Raw genomic sequence first — 14,695 nt, 5'->3', positions numbered from 1 at the left:
TTTGTGTAAAACCCACTGTGGGGGGCGCCCGTGGGCGGGGGGGCCCGGCCCCCCCGGGGCGCGCGCCCCGCGCCCGCCCCCCCCGCCCGCGCGGGCCGGCGGGGACGGAGACGTCCCGGCCGGCCACGAAGGGAGCCGACATGGCCGATCCCACCGTCAGCACCACCGTCCCCGCCTCCCGTCCCGCCAAGACGCCGGACGACTCGCGGGTGCTGCTCGCCCACATCATGAGCGAGCACGACACCAACCTGTACGGCACCATCCACGGCGGCGTGATGATGAGGCTCATCGACGACGCCGCCGCGGCGGCCGCCGGACGGCACGCCGGCGGACCCGCCGTCACCGTCTCGGTCGACCGCATGACGTTCCTCGCCCCGGTACGGGCCGGGGACCTGCTCAGCGTCGAGGCCGGGCTCGAACGGGCCGGGCGGACCTCCATGACGGTCGGGGTCCGGGTGACCGCCGAGCGGTGGAACCACTCCGGCCCCGCGACCGAGGTCGCCACCGCGTTCCTGACCTTCGTGGCCATCGACGCGGCCGGCGACCCGCGGCCGGTCCCCGCGCTCGACGTGACGCTGCCCGGAGTGACGGCGTCCTGAGTCGCGTCGCCCTGGGCCGCGTCGCCCGGAGTCGCGTCGCCCGGAGTCGCGTTGCCCGGAGTCGCGTTGCCCGGAGTCGTGTTGTCCGGAGTGATGCCGCCCTGGGCTGCGTTGCCCGGAGTCGTGTTGCCCAGGGCGACGCCGCCCGGACCCGGGTGACGCCCTCCGGGGGCAAGATCCCGTTGTGGTAACTTGCCCGGGCCAGTCGCACCTGCGTACGTATCGAGACGGTATGTGCACGGGTCAGGGAATCCGGTGGGAATCCGGAACTGACGCGCAGCGGTGAGGGTGACGGGCGGGACATCGGCCACTGGGCCCCTGGGGGGTCTGGGAAGGCGTTCCGTCCGGACGACCCCGAGTCCGAAGACCTGCTGGCGCCCCGGGGGGCGGGCATCGCCGTCCGGGGAGCACCGTACGACAGGCTCCGCGCATGAGCCGTGACGCAGAGGACTCCTCCGTGCCCCTCGCCCACCCCGTCCGTTCCGCCGTGCCGCTCGTGGCCGCTGCCGTCCTCCTGACCGGCTGCGGCGCCGGCGGGACGGCCCCGGTCCCGTCCGAAGCGAAGGGGACCGCCGCCGGTCACCCCGTCCGCCTCGACAACTGCGGGCAGCGCGTGGAGGTCGACCGCGCGCCCCGCCGCGCCGTCGCCCTCGACCAGGGCTCGGCCGAGATCCTGCTCTCGCTCGGCCTGGCCGACCGGATGGCGGGCACCGCCACCTGGACGGACCCGGTGCTCAAGGGGCTGGAGAAGGCGAACGCGACCGTGCCCCGGCTCGCCGAGCGCTACCCGTCGTTCGAGAAGGTGCTCGACGCCGAACCCGACTTCGTCAGCGCCTCCTTCCTCTACACCCTCGGCAAGGGGGGCGTGGCGCCCCGCGAACAGTTCACGAAGCTCGGCGTCCCCACGTACCTCTCCCCCGCCGACTGCGTCGGCAAGGACAACAGCGGCGACGGCGACGGCGTACGGACCGAACCGCTCACGATGGACTCCGTGTACGGCGAAGTCCGCGACCTGGCCCGGATCTTCGGCGTGCCGGAGCGCGGCGAGAAGCTCGTCGGGGAACTCCGCGCCCGGGTGGAGAAGGCGAAAGCCGGCGCCGACTTCGGCGACGCGTCCGTCCTCTACTGGTTCTCCGACTCCCAGGGGCCGTACATGGCCGGATGCTGCGGCGCGCCGGGGATCGTCAGCGGGGCCCTCGGCGTGAAGAACGTCTTCGACGACACGAAGGAGGAGTGGCCGCAGATCAACTGGGAGACGGTCGTCGACCGCGATCCCGACGTGCTGGTGATCGCCGACCTGACCCGCAAGGCCCAGTCGGCCGAAAGCGCCGCGAAGAAGATCGAGTTCCTGGAGTCGCACCCGGTCACCCGGAACATGACGGCGGTCCGGAAGAAGCGGTACGTGATCCTCAGCGGCCAGGCCATGAACCCCACCATCCGCACCCTGGAGGGCATCGAGCAGGTGGCCGCCGCCCTGCGCACGTACGGGCTCGCGAAGTGACCGGGTCCGGGACGGATTCGGTCGCCGAGGCCGGAACGGCAACCGGGACGGGGGCCGCAGCGTCCGGGACGGAGGCCGCGTCATCCGGAACGGAGGCCGTCACGTCCAGGGCTGAGGCCGCGGCGTCCGAGGCGGAGGCCGTCGCGCCCAGGGCGGGCCGGAAGGACCGCGCCGCCGGGCGGGCCGTGGGGCTTGCCTCCTCCCGGGCGCTCACGCCGCTCGCCGGGGCGGCCGGGGTCCTCCTCCTGTGCGTCTCCGTCGCGCTCGCCCTCACCCTCGGCCCGGCCGACGTCCGGGTCGCCGACGCCTGGTCCGTCGTCGCCTCCCACCTCGGCGGGGAGCCCTCCGGCCTGAGCCCGATCCGCGAAGGCATCGTCTGGGACCTGCGGCTGCCGCGTACGCTCCTCGCGGCCGTGTGCGGGGCTGGACTCGCCGTCTGCGGTGCGGTGATGCAGTCCCTGCTGCGCAACCCGCTCGCCGACCCGTTCGTCCTCGGCGTCTCCTCCGGCGCGTCGACCGGGGCGGTCGCGGTCGTCGTCCTCGGCGCCGGCGGGGGGCTGGTGTCCGTCACCGGAGGCGCCTTCCTGGGCGCGGTCTGCTCCTTCGCCCTGGTCCTGCTGCTGAGCCACACCCTGGGAGGCTCGACGGACCGCGTCGTCCTCGCCGGGGTCGCCGCGATGCAGCTCTTCTCCGCCCTGACCTCCTTCGTGGTGATGACCGCCGCCGACGCCGAGACCACCCGGGGCGTCCTCTTCTGGCTGCTCGGCTCGCTCAGCGGCGCGGGCTGGACCGACGTCGGGGTGTGCGCGGCCGTCCTCGCCGGCGCGCTGCTGGTCTGCGGCGGACACGCCCGCACGCTGGACGCCTTCGCGTTCGGCGAGGACGCGGCGGCGACGCTCGGCGTCCCGGTGGCGCGGACCCGCCTGGTCCTCCTCTCGGTCACCGCCCTGCTGACCGCCGTCCTGGTGTCCTCGGCGGGGGCGATCGGCTTCGTCGGCCTGGTCCTGCCGCACGCGGTCCGCGCCCTCGGCGGTCCCGGTCACGCCCGGCTGCTGCCGCTGACCGCGCTGGCCGGGGCCGTCTTCCTGGTCTGGGCCGACACCCTCGCCCGTACGGTCCTCGATCCTCAGGAGGTGCCGGTCGGCGTGGTGACGTCGCTGATCGGCGTCCCCGCGTTCGTCCTCGTCCTCTACCGCACCAGGAGCAGCCGATGACCGGAACGCCGCCGCCGACCGACGCCGGTACGGGGCTCCGCGCCGACCGGGTCTCGCGGACCGCCGGGGGCGCGCTGGTCCTGGACGGAGTGACCCTGGCGCCCCGCCCGGGCACGCTCACCGGGCTGCTGGGCCCGAACGGCTCGGGCAAATCCACCTTCCTCCGCGTCCTGGCGGGCGTCCTGGCCCCGGACACCGGCGTCGTGACCCTGGACGGCGCCCCGCTCGGCGCCGTCCCGCGCCGCGCGCTCGCCCGGCGCGTCGCGGTCGTCGAGCAGCACGCCGACACCCAGGTCGACCTCACCGTGGCCGACGCCGTACGCCTCGGCCGCGTCCCGCACCGCAGGGCCTGGTCGCCCGCGACGGCCGCCGACGAGGAAGCCGTACGGTCCGCCCTCGCCCGCACGGGACTGGCCGACCGGGCCCACCGCACCTGGCGCACCCTCTCCGGCGGCGAACGCCAGCGCGTCCAGATCGCCCGCGCCCTCGCCCAGGAGCCGCGCGAGCTCCTGCTCGACGAACCGACGAACCACCTCGACATCCAGCACCAGCTGGACCTCCTGGCCCTGGTCTCGGCCCTGCCCCTCACCTGCGTCGTGGCCCTGCACGACCTCAACCTCGCCGCGATGCACTGCGACCACCTGGTGGTCCTGCGCGAGGGGCGCGTGGTCGCCGCGGGCCCGGTACGCGACGTCCTCACCGAACGCCTCGTCGCGGACGTCTACGGCGTCCGCGCCTCCGTCACCCATCCCGGCCCGGACGGCCGCCCCCACATCCGCTTCCTCGGCACGGCGCACCAGGTCGACGCCTGACCCGGCGGCGGTCCGGTCGTGCCCCGTCGGCACGCGCCGGGGGGTGGTCCGGCGCGATCGCCCGCGAACGGGGTCCTCACCCTGCTTCGCCGTCGGCTCCGAACCGTGGAGCCGGGGCCGTCCTGCGTACCGCGACGAGCGCCGCGTCGTCGCCGAGGTGGCCGCCGGCGTACGTCTGGAGGTCGGCCCGCAGCCGGTCCAGCAGGGTCGCCGGGTCGTCCCCGGCACCGGCCCAGGCGGCGAGACGTTCCGTGAGGGGGTAGAAGGCGCGGGAGTCGTCCCGCGCCTCCGTCACCCCGTCCGTGTGGAGGAGCAGGACGTCTCCGGCCCCGAACGGGAAGGTCTCGACCGTCACGTCCGCGGCGAGCACGTCCGAGAGCCCCAGTGGAGGACTCGTACCGCCCGATTCGAGGGGGATCACCCGCCCACCGCTGAGGAGCAGCGGCGGCGGGTGACCGCAGTTCACGAGGCGCACCACCGGTTCGTGGTCGGGGATGTCGAGCACGAGGGCGGTGACGAAGGCCTCGTCCGTGCCGTCGACCGTGGCGTCGGCCGTGCCGCCGGGGCCGGAGCCGGCGGCCCACAGCGCCCGCTCGGCCGAGCCGACGCCCGCCTCCAGCTGCCCGACCAGCTCCGGCAGGCCCGGCTCCCGGCGGGCCGTGACCCGGAAGGCGCCCAGGACCAGCGACGCCTCGCTGATGGCGTCGAGGCCCTTGCCCCGGGCGTCGCCGATGAGGAGCCGGGTCCCGGAGGCCGTGCGGGCGGCGGCGTACAGGTCGCCGCCCATCTGCGCCTCCTCCTCGGCCGCGAGGTAGACCGAGGCGATCCGCAGGGGGCCCGCCCGCTCGGGCAGAGGCGGGAGGACGACGCTCTGGGCCGCGTGGGCGATCGAGCGCAGGCGCGCCATCCGGCTCTCGTCGCGTTCGCGCAGGTGGGCGAAGAAGGTCGCGATGACCGAGATCAGGACGAGGGCGACGATCTGGTAGGTGTGGTTGAGGTCCGTGACGCTCGTCCGCGCGACCGCCACCACCGTCTGCGCGAGGATCGCGACGGCCCCCACGAAGGCCGTCATCCGGGCTCCCGCGAAGGACGCCGTCATGGCGGGCGCGGCGATCAGGAACGGCCCCAGGTGCACCTCGGGCGGGACCAGGAGGTCCACCACCGTGACCACCGCGATCAGCGCGAACGACACGGCGAGCAGGAACCGCCGCCCGCCGCGCCGTGACGGACGGGAGACGGGGCCTCGCCGGAAGGGGGACACGTAAAAGGCATACCCCAGGCGCCTGGGCCTGTCCTGTCGCGGCATCGCAGCGATGGTGACGGGCGGGGTCGGCCGGGTGCCCCTGGAGGGCCGCGGGGCCCGCGGCCCTGCGTAGAGTGTGGCCGGGCGCGGTGAGATCACGAGGAGTCTGTGTTGACCGCGGTCAGCCTTGAGCACACCACCGTCCCCGCCGACAGCGGCGAGGTGACCCTGCTGATAGCCCGCCGGGTGGAGCCCGGCCACGAAGCCTCGTTCCAGCGGTGGGCGAAGGGCATCCTGGACACCGCGGCCGCCTTCCCCGGCCACCTCGGGTACGGGCTCTTCCGCTCCTCCGGCGGCGACGCGCCATGGTTCCTCGTGCACCGGTTCCAGGACGCGGAGGCCTGCCGGACGTGGCAGGAGTCGCCGGAGCGCGCGGCCTGGTTCGCCGACTGCGAGGGGCACCACCACACCGAGATCGCCCGGCGGAAGCTGACCGGCATGGAGACCTGGTTCGCCAAGCCGGGCTCCACGCGGCCCGCGCCGCCCCGCTGGAAGATGGCGGTGAGCGCGACCCTCGCGATCTACCCGATCTCCGTCCTCGGCGGCCTCTTCCTCACGCCCCACCTCAGGGGTCTCCCCCTGCTCCTCGGCAGCGCGGTCACCGCGTGCGTCTTCAACGTGTTCATGACGTACGTGTCGATGCCGGCCGTGAGCAGACTGCTGCGCCGCTGGCTCACCCCGTGACGGACGCCCGTCGCGTCCTGCGCAGGCCCATCAGGACGCAGCACGCCGCCAGGCCCGCCGCCGTCAGGGCCGCGCCGGACGCGGACGGCAGCCCGTCCATCACGAGGACGCCGACCAGGACGGCGACGAGTCCGTCGAACTGCCACACGAAGACCCGGAGTCCGGCGAGGTCTCCCAGGGGCGTGACGACGGGGAGCAGCAGTTCGACGGGCAGGTCGGTCTTCATCTCGCGCAGGAACCTCGCGCCGAGCACGAGCACCACGGAGCCCGCGACGAGCAGCGCCGTGTCGGCCGGGGGGCGGCCGTCCCGGAGCGGCCGGCCGGCCAGGAGCACGGCCCCGGCCGCCAGGCCCGTCGCGCCGGCCACCGCGACGACCGGCCAGGTCAGGGCGCGGGCGGGCGCGCCGCCCCACCGGGGGCCGAGCAGCGGGGCGAGGACCAGTTCGTCGCGCAGGCCGCGCCAGGTCTCGCCGACCCACCCCGACCCCCCGTACACGGCGGCCGCGCCGACCACCCAGGACAGGGTCGCCGTCCTGGCCTGCGGCTCCGCGACGCCGAGCGTCAGCAGGGCCCCACCGGCCGTCAGGAAGACGGCGGCGGCGACCGTCCGGCCCCGGGTGCGGAGCGCGCGGACCGCGCCCTGGGCCAGGTGGCCGCGCAGGCGCCCGTCCGGGCGGACCAGGGCCGAGGCGTACCCGCGCGGCGCCGGGCGGTAGAGGTCCAGCGCGTGGTGGAGCGTGCCGGTCCAGGCGAAGGTCTGGGCGTCGGCGGCGCGCGCCGCCTCGCGGGCGAGCCGGGCGAGGTCGACCGTACGGAGGGAGCGGAAGGCGGAGCGGGCGAGCGGCGCCGCCGCGACCGCCGGCACCACCGCGGCGAGCCACGGGCCGCCACCGCCGAGGAGGGCGGAGCCGCCGAGCGGCGCCACGGCGACCGCGACGGCGGCCGTCCCGGCGGCGAGCAGCAGGTTCTCGCGGACCGTCCCGACCTGGCCCCACAGCCACGCCACGGGAGCCACGGCTCCGGTGCCCACCGCGACGGCGACGCCCTGCGGCAGGAGCGCGCCGCCCGGCCGGTCGAAGACGTCGGTCAGGAGGAACGCCGCCGTGACCACCGCCAGGACCGTCCCGAGGCCCGCGCAGAGCAGCCGGCGGCGGGCGATCGCGCCGAGGTAGTGCGGCGGGGGCAGGTCCGTGGACACGAACACGTGGAGCAGGAAGGGCTTCAGCACCAGCGGCCCCCAGAACCGGCCGGCGAGCTGCCCTCCCCAGACCGCCGCCGCCGCGACCAGAGCGGCCACGGGCGTCGCGGCCTCCGGGGACTCCAGGGAGACGAGCGCCCGGGAGGTGCCGGCCAGGTGGACGACCGGCACCACGTAGACGAGGACGAGGACGACGGTGAGATAGACGGGGTACGCCCACTCCCGGGCCGTGCCGCGGTCGCCGCGGCGGGCGTACAGGTGCCGTACGGCGCGGACGCGGTCCCCGGGACCGGCCTCGGCCGTGCCGACGGGGGTGTCCGTCGTCATCCCAGCTCCACGACGCCGTCGCAGGCGTCCACCAGGCCGGCCTCGTGGGTGGCGACCAGGAAGGCGGTGCCCCGGGCCGCGCGCTCGGCGAGCAGGGCGGCGACGAGACCGACGCGGTCGGCGTCGAGGTGCCGCTCCGGCTCGTCGAGCAGGACGACGTCGGCGGGGCGGACCAGCGTCAGCGCGAGGTGGAAGAGCTGGAGCTGCCCGGAGGAGAGCTGGGCGGGGAACCGCTCGGCGAGGGCGGTGAGGCCCAGGCGTCCGACGAGCTCCTCGGCGCGCTCGGCGGTCGACGCGGTGTTGCCGTGCCAGGAGGCGGCGACCAGCGTGACCTGCTCACGCACCGTCATGTCCCGGGCGACGGGCACCGGTTCGACCAGCGAGGCGACGATCCGCCGGTGCCGGGGCCGGGTCATGTCGGCGGCCTCGCCGCGCAGGAGGACGGCGCCGTCGGACAGCCTCCGGCTCCCCAGGAAGGCCCGCAGCAGGGTCGTCTTCCCGGAGCCGTTGCTCCCGGTGAGGCACCGGAACTCCCCCGGCATCACGGCGAACGTCGTCGGCTCCAGCAGCGTGGCCCCGTCCAGGACGACGGCGGCGCCCTCCGCGGCGATCGCGGGCACTTCACTCACTGCGGCTCCACAACGCTCGGCGACTCCCCCGTGCGCGGCGCGGGTTCCCCCGCGCGGCGCGGATCCGTGGACGCCCGTCCTCCGACCGGATCACCGCCAGCGTAACCCGGTCGCCCCGCGGGCCGGCGGGTCGGCGAACCGGGCCCCGGCGGCCGCTTCGCCCGTCACACCGTCAACGCCCGCCCGTCACTGCGTCGCGCCCGCCCGTCACGCCGTCGCGCCCGTCCGGGCGGTGGCCCGGGAGAAGACCAGCTCCGGGTCGGCGACGCTGCCGGAGCGCAGCAGCTTGACGTCGTCCCGGTAGTCCATCGAGGTCAGCCACGGCGACCGGTCCCCCTGGCGGGGCAGCGAGTCGACGGCGCGCCGGACGTAGCCGGCCCCGAAGTCCAGGAACGGACGGGTCGGCATCGCGGGGTCCGAGGGCTCGGGTCGGCAGATGTCGTAGCCGTGGGCGTCCAGATGGGCGAGCAGCCGGCAGAAGTGCTCGCACAGCAGGCCGATCTTCAGCGTCCAGGACGAGTTGGTGTAGCCGATGGCGAAGGAGAGGTTGGGCACGCCGGAGAGCATCATGCCCTTGTACGCGAGGGTGTCCGACAGCCGCACCTCGCGGCCGTCGACGGTGAGGCGGATGCCGCTGAACGCCTGCACGTTCAGCCCGGTGGCGGTGACGACGACGTCGGCCGCCAGCTCCTCGCCGGACTCCAGCAGGACGCCCCGCTCGGTGAAGGTGGCGATCCGGTCGGTGACCACCGAGGCCCGGCCCTCGCGGATCGCCCGGAACAGGTCTCCGTCGGGGACGGCGCACAGCCGCTGGTCCCAGGGGTCGTACGGCGGGTTGAAGTGCACGTCGACGGGGTAACCGGCGGGCAGCTGACGGGTGTTGACCCACCGGATCAGGCGCCGGGCCGCCTTCGGGAACCGCCGGCAGAAGCTCCATACCAGCCGCTGCTGCGCGATGTTCTTGCGCCGGGTCAACGCGTAGCCGCGCCGCTCGCCGAGGTACTTCTTCAGGGTGTTGGCGAGCAGGTCCGCGCGCGGTACCGGCACCACGTAGGTCGGCGTGCGCTGCAGCATCGTCACGTGGGCGGCGGTGCCCGCCATCGCCGGGACCAGGGTGACCGCGGTCGCCCCGCTGCCGATCACCACGACGCGCTTGCCCGCGTAGTCCAGGTCCTCCGGCCAGTGCTGCGGGTGCACGACCGGGCCCGGGAAGCGGTCCAGGCCCTCGAACCGGGGCGTGAAGCCCTCGTCGTAGCGGTAGTAGCCGCCCGCGCTGAAGAGCCAGCCGCAGGTCAGCGTGGTGCGCTCGCCGGTGTCGGTGCGTTCGACCTCGACGGTCCAGCGCGCCTCGCCGGTCGACCAGGACGCGCCGACCACCTTGTGGTGGTACCGGGTGTGGGCGTCGAGGCCGTTCTCGGCGGCGGCCTGCCGCAGGTAGTCGAGGATCCGGGGCGCGTCGGCGATGGACTGCTCGTCGCGCCAGGGCTTGAACTCGTAGCCGAAGGTGTGCAGGTCCGAGTCCGAGCGGATGCCCGGGTAGCGGAACAGGTCCCAGGTCCCGCCGGATGCCCGGCGGGCTTCGAGGATCGCGAAGCTCTTCGACGGAAGCTCGGTCTTCAGGTAGCGCGCGGCGCCGATGCCCGAGATCCCGGCTCCGACGATGAGGACGTCGAGGTGCTCGGCGGCGGTCCTGGCGGGGGACGGGGACACGGGCGGCTCCGGGCGGTGTCGGTGGACGGGTGCGTCCATCGTGGGGCGGCCACGGCCCCGCAACAACGTGCGAACCGCACCGTCCGGGCAGGGCGGAGGTGGCAATCCGCACCTCTAGGATGGGCCCATGTCGTGGCAGCCGCCCTCGCCCCGGATCCGGGAGCTGATCCGCCGGGGCGCCGAGATCGCGCTCACCCCCTCGCCGGAGTGGCTCGCCGAACTGGACGCGGCGACCCTGGCCGGCGAGGCCAGGCGCCAGATCGCGGCCGATCCGGTGCTGGCCGCCGGGACGCGCCGCACCAACCGCTCCAACCTGCTGTTCTGGGCGGCCTCCAACGTCCGCGCGCCGGGCGAGCCGGTCCCGGCCAACGACACGGAGGCCCCGCTGGCCGTCGCCCGGGACATGATCCGGCGCGGCCTGGACGAGTCCGCCCTGGACGCGTACCGCGTCGGCGAGAGCGTCGCCGTGCGGATGTGGACGCAGATCGCCTGCACGCTCACCGGCGACGCCGAGGAACTGCGCGAACTCCTCGACGTGTCCCTCCGCTCCATCTCGTCCTTCGTCGACGACACCGTGAGCGCGATCTCGGCCCGGATGCGCGCCGAGCGGGACGAACTCACCCGCGGCACCCACGCGGAGCGCCGGGAGACGGTCGCCCTGCTCCTCGAAGGCGCGCCGATCACCCGGCAGCGCGCCGAGAGCCGGCTGGGCTACCGGCTGGAGCCGACGCACACCGCCGCGGTCATCTGGACCGAGGCCCCCGACGCCGACCCGCGCCGGCTCGACCGGGCCGCCGACGCGCTCGCCGAGGCCGCCGGGCAGCTGCGCCCGCTGAGCGTCATCGCCAGCGCCGCCACCCGCTGGCTGTGGGTACATGGCCGGCCCGACGGCGACCGGGCCCGCGCCGCCCTCGACCGGCTGCCGGACGTGCGGGTCGCGCTCGGCTCCACCGGGCCGGGCGTCGACGGCTTCCGCCGCAGTCACCTCGACGCGCTGACCACCCAGCAGGTGCTCACCCGCCTCGCCTCACCCGCACGGCTGGCCTTCCACCACGAGGTCGAACTCGTGGCCCTGCTCACCGCCGACCCCGAAGGCGCCGACCGGTTCCTCGAACGCACCCTCGGCGAACTGGCGACCGCGCCACCCGAGATCACCGAGACCCTGCGCGTCTTCCTCGACGAACAGTGCAACGCCACCCGGGCCGCCGCCCGCCTGTTCACCCACCGCAACACCCTGCTCCGGCGGTTGGCCCGCGCCGACCGGCTCCTGCCGCGCCCCCTCGCCTGGCACCCGGTCGAGGTCGGCGCCGCCCTCAGGGTCCTCCAGTGGCGGGGACGCGCCTGACGCGACGAGCGGCGCCGCCGTCCCGGCGGCGCGCGACGCGGGTCAGGAGGCGCGGGTCAGGAGGCGAGAGGGTCTCGCGCAGGGCGTCGAGGCCGTCGGCGTAGATGCCGGTGAAGAGCGCGACGGCCTCCTCCTCGGTCACGCCGTCCGGGGCGAAGCGGCCGGACCACTGGACCTCGGCGAGGTCGTCGCGGCCGGGGACCGTGTGGACGCGGAGGGTGGAGACGTATCCCGTGACGGGGAACGGGGCTTCGAGGATGGCGTACGAGTAGTGGCGCTCGGCCTCGTCGAAGTCGACGAGGCGCTCGACGATGACGTCGCCGTCGGGGTTGGTCAGGCGGCGGACGCGGCCGCCTTCGAGGGCGGTGCTCTCGGGGATGTAGGGAAGCCAGTCCGGGAGGGCGTCGAAGCCCCCGATCAGGTTCCAGACCTCCTGGGGGGAGGCAGGGACGAGGCGGGAGACGGACGTGGAAGCCATGGTGGTGCTCCTGTCGCTGTGCGGGGGGGGGAGGTGAAGAGGCGGGGTCGGGGGTCAGGCGCCGTTCGGGAGCGGGGCGGCCGGGCTGACCAGGCCGGCGGCGCGCAGGTCGGTCCAGAACGCGGCCGGGATCGTCTCGGTCAGGGCGGCGGTGTCCTCGGCGATGCGGCCGGGACGGGTGGCGCCGGGGATGACGGCGGCGGAGGCCGGGTGGGCGAGGGAGAACTGCAGGGCGGCGGCCTTGATGCCCACCCCGTGGTCGGCGGCCAGCGCCTTCAGCCTGCCGACCCGCTCGATGATCCCGGCGGAGGCCTGCTGGTACTCGAAGTGGGTGCCGCCGACGAGGACGCCGGAGCTGTAGGGGCCGCCGACGACCATGTCGACGCCCCGCTCCCGCGCCATGGGGAGCAGCCGGGTGAGGGCGTGGTCGTGGTCGAGGAGGGTGTAGCGGCCGGCGAGGAGGAAGCCGTCGGGCTGCGGCTCGTCGAGCGCGAGGGTCAGCTCGACGGGTTCGGTCCTGTTGACGCCGAGGCCCCAGGCCTTGATGACGCCCTCGTCGCGCAGCCTGGACAGGACGCGGAAGGCACCGGTGCGGGCCTCCTCGAACGTGCCGAGCCACGCGTCGCCGTGGAAGTCCTGGGCGATGTCGTGGACCCAGACGATGTCGAGGCGGTCGGTGCCCAGGCGCTTGAGACTGCCCTCGATGGCACGCTCGGTGGCCTCGGCGGTCCACTCGTGGAGGATCCGGTTCGGGTTGCCGTGCTCGAACAGGCCGCCCTTCTCGCCGAAGTCGGGCACGTCCGTCTCGTGCTCGTCGAGGATCACCCGGCCGACCTTCGTCGACAGCACGAAAGCCTCGCGGGGCTTGTCGGCGAGCACCTCGCCGAGCCGTTCCTCGGCGAGGCCGGCGCCGTAGAAGGGGGCGGTGTCGTAGAAGCGGATGCCGTGGTCCCAGGCGGCCTCGACGGTGGCGCGGGCCTCGTCGTCGGGGATCGCGCGGAACATGTTGCCGAGCGGGGCGGTGCCGAAGCCGAGACGGCCGGGAAGGATGTTCTTGAGCGACATGGGAAGTGCCTTCGCGAGATGTGGGGGGTGGAGGCCGGAGCGGCCCGTGCGCGCCGCATCCTGATGCGAGCGCGCCTTACAGGTGAAGACAATACTTGCACACGCGGGTTAATGCAAAGGCTGGCTTCGCGCGCTCGCTCGCCACATGCGGCCCCTGCGGCGGGCGGCGAGGGGAAGTCCGGCACGCGGGCGGCGACGCACCCGGCCCCCGCGGGACCCGTACCGCGCACCACGGTTCAGTAGACGAGGGGACGATGTGCGCGTGAGGGAGGGGCCGGAACGACCGCGCGTTCAGCGCGGGTTTACCGAACCGACTTCACCGTCTCGCCCCGTCGCACCGAAAACGCGCTCCACGCTTGACACGGATCCGGCCACGGGTGCCTCATGGGGGCACCCCCGGCACGCAGACCAGCGGCTCGGTCACCGAACTCTGACAACGTTGTCCAATCGTCGGAGTTCTCGCGCGGACGGGGCTCCTTCCCCCCTTCCCTCACGAGGAGAGGCATGACCAAGACATCGCGCAGGACGTGGCTCACGGCCGCCGGCAGCGCCCTGGCCGGTGCCGCCGGGCTGCTGCTGCCCGTCTTCGGCCCCACCGGAGCCGCCCAGGCCGCCGAGAGCGGCATCCACGTCAGCAACGGCCGCGTCCACGAGGCGAACGGCAGCGAGTTCGTGATGCGCGGGGTGAACCACGCGCACGCCTGGTACCCGGGCGAGACCGACGCCATCGCCGACATCGCCGCCAAGGGCGCCAACACCGTCCGCGTCGTCCTGTCCAGCGGCGACCGCTGGACGGAGACCAGCGCCTCCCAGGTGACGTCGATCATCGACGACTGCAAGACCAGCAAGGTGATCTGCGTCCTGGAGGTGCACGACACCACCGGCTACGGCGAGGACGGCGCCGCCGCCACCCTCGACCAGGCCGCCGACTACTGGGTGGGCGTCAAGAGCGCCCTCCAGGGCCAGGAGGACTACGTCGTCGTCAACATCGGCAACGAGCCCTTCGGCAACAGCGGTTACACCGCCTGGACCGCCGCCACCAAGAGCGCCATCGGGAAGCTCCGGAACGCCGGCATCGAGAACGCGCTCATGGTCGACGCCCCCAACTGGGGCCAGGACTGGTCGAACACCATGCGGTCGAACGCCGCCTCGGTCTTCGCCTCCGACCCCCGCCGCAACACGATCTTCTCCATCCACATGTACGGCGTGTACGACACGGCCGCCGAGGTCCAGGACTACCTGAACCACTTCGTGAACAACGGACTGCCCATCGTCGTCGGCGAGTTCGGCGACAACCACAGCGACGGCAACCCCGACGAGAACGCCATCATGGCCACCGCCCGCTCGCTCCGCGTCGGCTACCTCGGCTGGTCCTGGAGCGGCAACGGCAGCGGCGTCGAGTACCTGGACATGGTCACCGGCTTCGACGCCGGCTCCCTGACCACCTGGGGCAACCGCTTCTTCCACGGCGCCGACGGCATCTCCGCCACCTCCACCCGCGCCACGATCTTCGGCGGCGGAGGGGGCGGCGGCGACACCGGCGGCACCGCCCCGAACGGGTACCCGTACTGCGTGAACGGCGGCTCCTCCGACCCTGACGGCGACGGATGGGGCTGGGAGAACAACCGCTCCTGCGTCGTCCGCGGCAGCGCCGCCGACACCGGATCCGGCGGCGGCACGGCTCCGAACGGCTACCCCTACTGCGCCAACGGCGGCTCCTCCGACCCCGACGGCGACGGATGGGGCTGGGAGAACAACCGCTCCTGCGTCGTCCGCGGCAGCGCCGCCGACCACTGAGCACCGGGGTGCCCTCCCGTCCCCCGCGACGGG

The 14,695-nt window shown here is 74.4% G+C and carries 12 protein-coding genes, 1 pseudogene and 1 riboswitch; of the genes and pseudogenes, 7 read left to right on the top strand and 6 right to left on the bottom strand.

The window, feature by feature from the left end; translation table 11 throughout:
• The first annotated feature begins 140 nt into the window (after positions 1 to 140).
• The 4 genes from ACFQ8C_RS33860 to ACFQ8C_RS33845 all read left to right on the top strand — a co-directional run bounded on the left by ACFQ8C_RS33860 (position 141) and on the right by ACFQ8C_RS33845 (position 4,126).
• On the top strand, positions 141 to 599 hold the full coding sequence (locus ACFQ8C_RS33860) for an acyl-CoA thioesterase (protein ID WP_383465280.1): 459 nt from the start codon (positions 141 to 143) through the stop codon (positions 597 to 599).
• A gap of 245 nt (positions 600 to 844) precedes the next feature.
• Positions 845 to 969: riboswitch (cobalamin riboswitch) on the top strand.
• Positions 970 to 1,029: 60 nt separating this feature from the next.
• Entirely contained in the window at positions 1,030 to 2,100 is a 1,071-nt protein-coding gene (locus ACFQ8C_RS33855) for an ABC transporter substrate-binding protein (protein ID WP_383465278.1), read from the top strand.
• A gap of 185 nt (positions 2,101 to 2,285) precedes the next feature.
• On the top strand, positions 2,286 to 3,314 hold the full coding sequence (locus tag ACFQ8C_RS33850; protein ID WP_383465276.1) for a FecCD family ABC transporter permease: 1,029 nt from the start codon (positions 2,286 to 2,288) through the stop codon (positions 3,312 to 3,314).
• On the top strand, positions 3,311 to 4,126 hold the full coding sequence (locus ACFQ8C_RS33845; RefSeq protein ID WP_383465274.1) for an ABC transporter ATP-binding protein: 816 nt from the start codon (positions 3,311 to 3,313) through the stop codon (positions 4,124 to 4,126). The genes ACFQ8C_RS33850 and ACFQ8C_RS33845 overlap by 4 nt, the downstream gene beginning before the upstream one ends.
• A gap of 76 nt (positions 4,127 to 4,202) precedes the next feature.
• Here ACFQ8C_RS33845 and ACFQ8C_RS33840 read toward each other — a convergent pair whose 3' ends face one another.
• Positions 4,203 to 5,387 carry a PP2C family protein-serine/threonine phosphatase gene (locus ACFQ8C_RS33840; protein WP_383465272.1) on the bottom strand — a complete coding sequence of 395 codons (1,185 nt, stop codon included), beginning with the start codon at positions 5,385 to 5,387 and terminating at the stop codon, positions 4,203 to 4,205.
• Between the two features lie 153 nt (positions 5,388 to 5,540).
• Between ACFQ8C_RS33840 and ACFQ8C_RS33835 the strand changes: the two genes are divergently transcribed.
• Positions 5,541 to 6,113, top strand: a complete 573-nt coding sequence (locus tag ACFQ8C_RS33835) for an antibiotic biosynthesis monooxygenase (RefSeq protein WP_383465270.1) — start codon at positions 5,541 to 5,543, stop codon at positions 6,111 to 6,113.
• On the opposite strand, the gene ACFQ8C_RS33830 is transcribed toward ACFQ8C_RS33835, so the two are convergent.
• The 3 genes from ACFQ8C_RS33830 to ACFQ8C_RS33820 form a co-directional block, all read right to left on the bottom strand.
• Positions 6,103 to 7,638: a hypothetical protein gene (locus ACFQ8C_RS33830; protein ID WP_383465268.1), complete on the bottom strand. Its 1,536-nt coding sequence runs from the start codon at positions 7,636 to 7,638 to the stop codon at positions 6,103 to 6,105. The genes ACFQ8C_RS33835 and ACFQ8C_RS33830 overlap by 11 nt on opposite strands.
• Positions 7,635 to 8,267, bottom strand: coding sequence for an ATP-binding cassette domain-containing protein (locus ACFQ8C_RS33825; protein ID WP_383465266.1), 633 nt, complete (start codon positions 8,265 to 8,267; stop codon positions 7,635 to 7,637). Before ACFQ8C_RS33825 ends, ACFQ8C_RS33830 begins: the two co-directional genes overlap by 4 nt.
• Positions 8,268 to 8,474: 207 nt before the next feature.
• Complete coding sequence (locus tag ACFQ8C_RS33820; protein ID WP_383465264.1) at positions 8,475 to 10,016, bottom strand: flavin-containing monooxygenase; 1,542 nt, start codon at positions 10,014 to 10,016, stop codon at positions 8,475 to 8,477.
• Positions 10,017 to 10,104: 88 nt separating this feature from the next.
• On the opposite strand from ACFQ8C_RS33820, the gene ACFQ8C_RS33815 reads away from it, so the two are divergent.
• Positions 10,105 to 11,322 (top strand): PucR family transcriptional regulator, encoded by a 1,218-nt coding sequence (locus tag ACFQ8C_RS33815; protein WP_383465263.1) that lies wholly within the window; start codon positions 10,105 to 10,107, stop codon positions 11,320 to 11,322.
• A gap of 64 nt (positions 11,323 to 11,386) precedes the next feature.
• Here ACFQ8C_RS33815 and ACFQ8C_RS33810 read toward each other — a convergent pair.
• Together ACFQ8C_RS33810 and ACFQ8C_RS33805 are read right to left on the bottom strand one after the other, a co-directional pair.
• Positions 11,387 to 11,800: pseudogene (locus ACFQ8C_RS33810) on the bottom strand (SRPBCC family protein); the annotation flags it as partial.
• A gap of 54 nt (positions 11,801 to 11,854) precedes the next feature.
• Positions 11,855 to 12,865: an aldo/keto reductase gene (locus ACFQ8C_RS33805; RefSeq protein ID WP_383465262.1), complete on the bottom strand. Its 1,011-nt coding sequence runs from the start codon at positions 12,863 to 12,865 to the stop codon at positions 11,855 to 11,857.
• A 504-nt stretch (positions 12,866 to 13,369) separates the two neighbouring features.
• Here ACFQ8C_RS33805 and ACFQ8C_RS33800 point away from each other — a divergent pair.
• Positions 13,370 to 14,662 (top strand): cellulase family glycosylhydrolase, encoded by a 1,293-nt coding sequence (locus ACFQ8C_RS33800; RefSeq protein ID WP_383465260.1) that lies wholly within the window; start codon positions 13,370 to 13,372, stop codon positions 14,660 to 14,662.
• Positions 14,663 to 14,695: the final 33 nt, after the last annotated feature.

The sequence above is a fragment of the Streptomyces sp. NPDC056503 genome (assembly GCF_042794995.1).
GTDB lineage: Bacteria > Actinomycetota > Actinomycetes > Streptomycetales > Streptomycetaceae > Streptomyces.
The sequence above is the reverse complement of the archived record's forward strand: the minus strand, read 5'-3'. Positions and strand labels throughout refer to the sequence as shown.

Coding starts and splice junctions, on each gene's coding strand:
- ACFQ8C_RS33860 (WP_383465280.1), top strand. CDS start 141: ATGGCCGATCCCACCGTCAGCACCACCGTCCCCGCCTCCCGTCCCGCC.
- ACFQ8C_RS33855 (WP_383465278.1), top strand. CDS start 1,030: ATGAGCCGTGACGCAGAGGACTCCTCCGTGCCCCTCGCCCACCCCGTC.
- ACFQ8C_RS33845 (WP_383465274.1), top strand. CDS start 3,311: ATGACCGGAACGCCGCCGCCGACCGACGCCGGTACGGGGCTCCGCGCC.
- ACFQ8C_RS33830 (WP_383465268.1), bottom strand. CDS start 7,638: ATGACGACGGACACCCCCGTCGGCACGGCCGAGGCCGGTCCCGGGGAC.
- ACFQ8C_RS33820 (WP_383465264.1), bottom strand. CDS start 10,016: ATGGACGCACCCGTCCACCGACACCGCCCGGAGCCGCCCGTGTCCCCG.
- ACFQ8C_RS33815 (WP_383465263.1), top strand. CDS start 10,105: ATGTCGTGGCAGCCGCCCTCGCCCCGGATCCGGGAGCTGATCCGCCGG.
- ACFQ8C_RS33805 (WP_383465262.1), bottom strand. CDS start 12,865: ATGTCGCTCAAGAACATCCTTCCCGGCCGTCTCGGCTTCGGCACCGCC.
- ACFQ8C_RS33800 (WP_383465260.1), top strand. CDS start 13,370: ATGACCAAGACATCGCGCAGGACGTGGCTCACGGCCGCCGGCAGCGCC.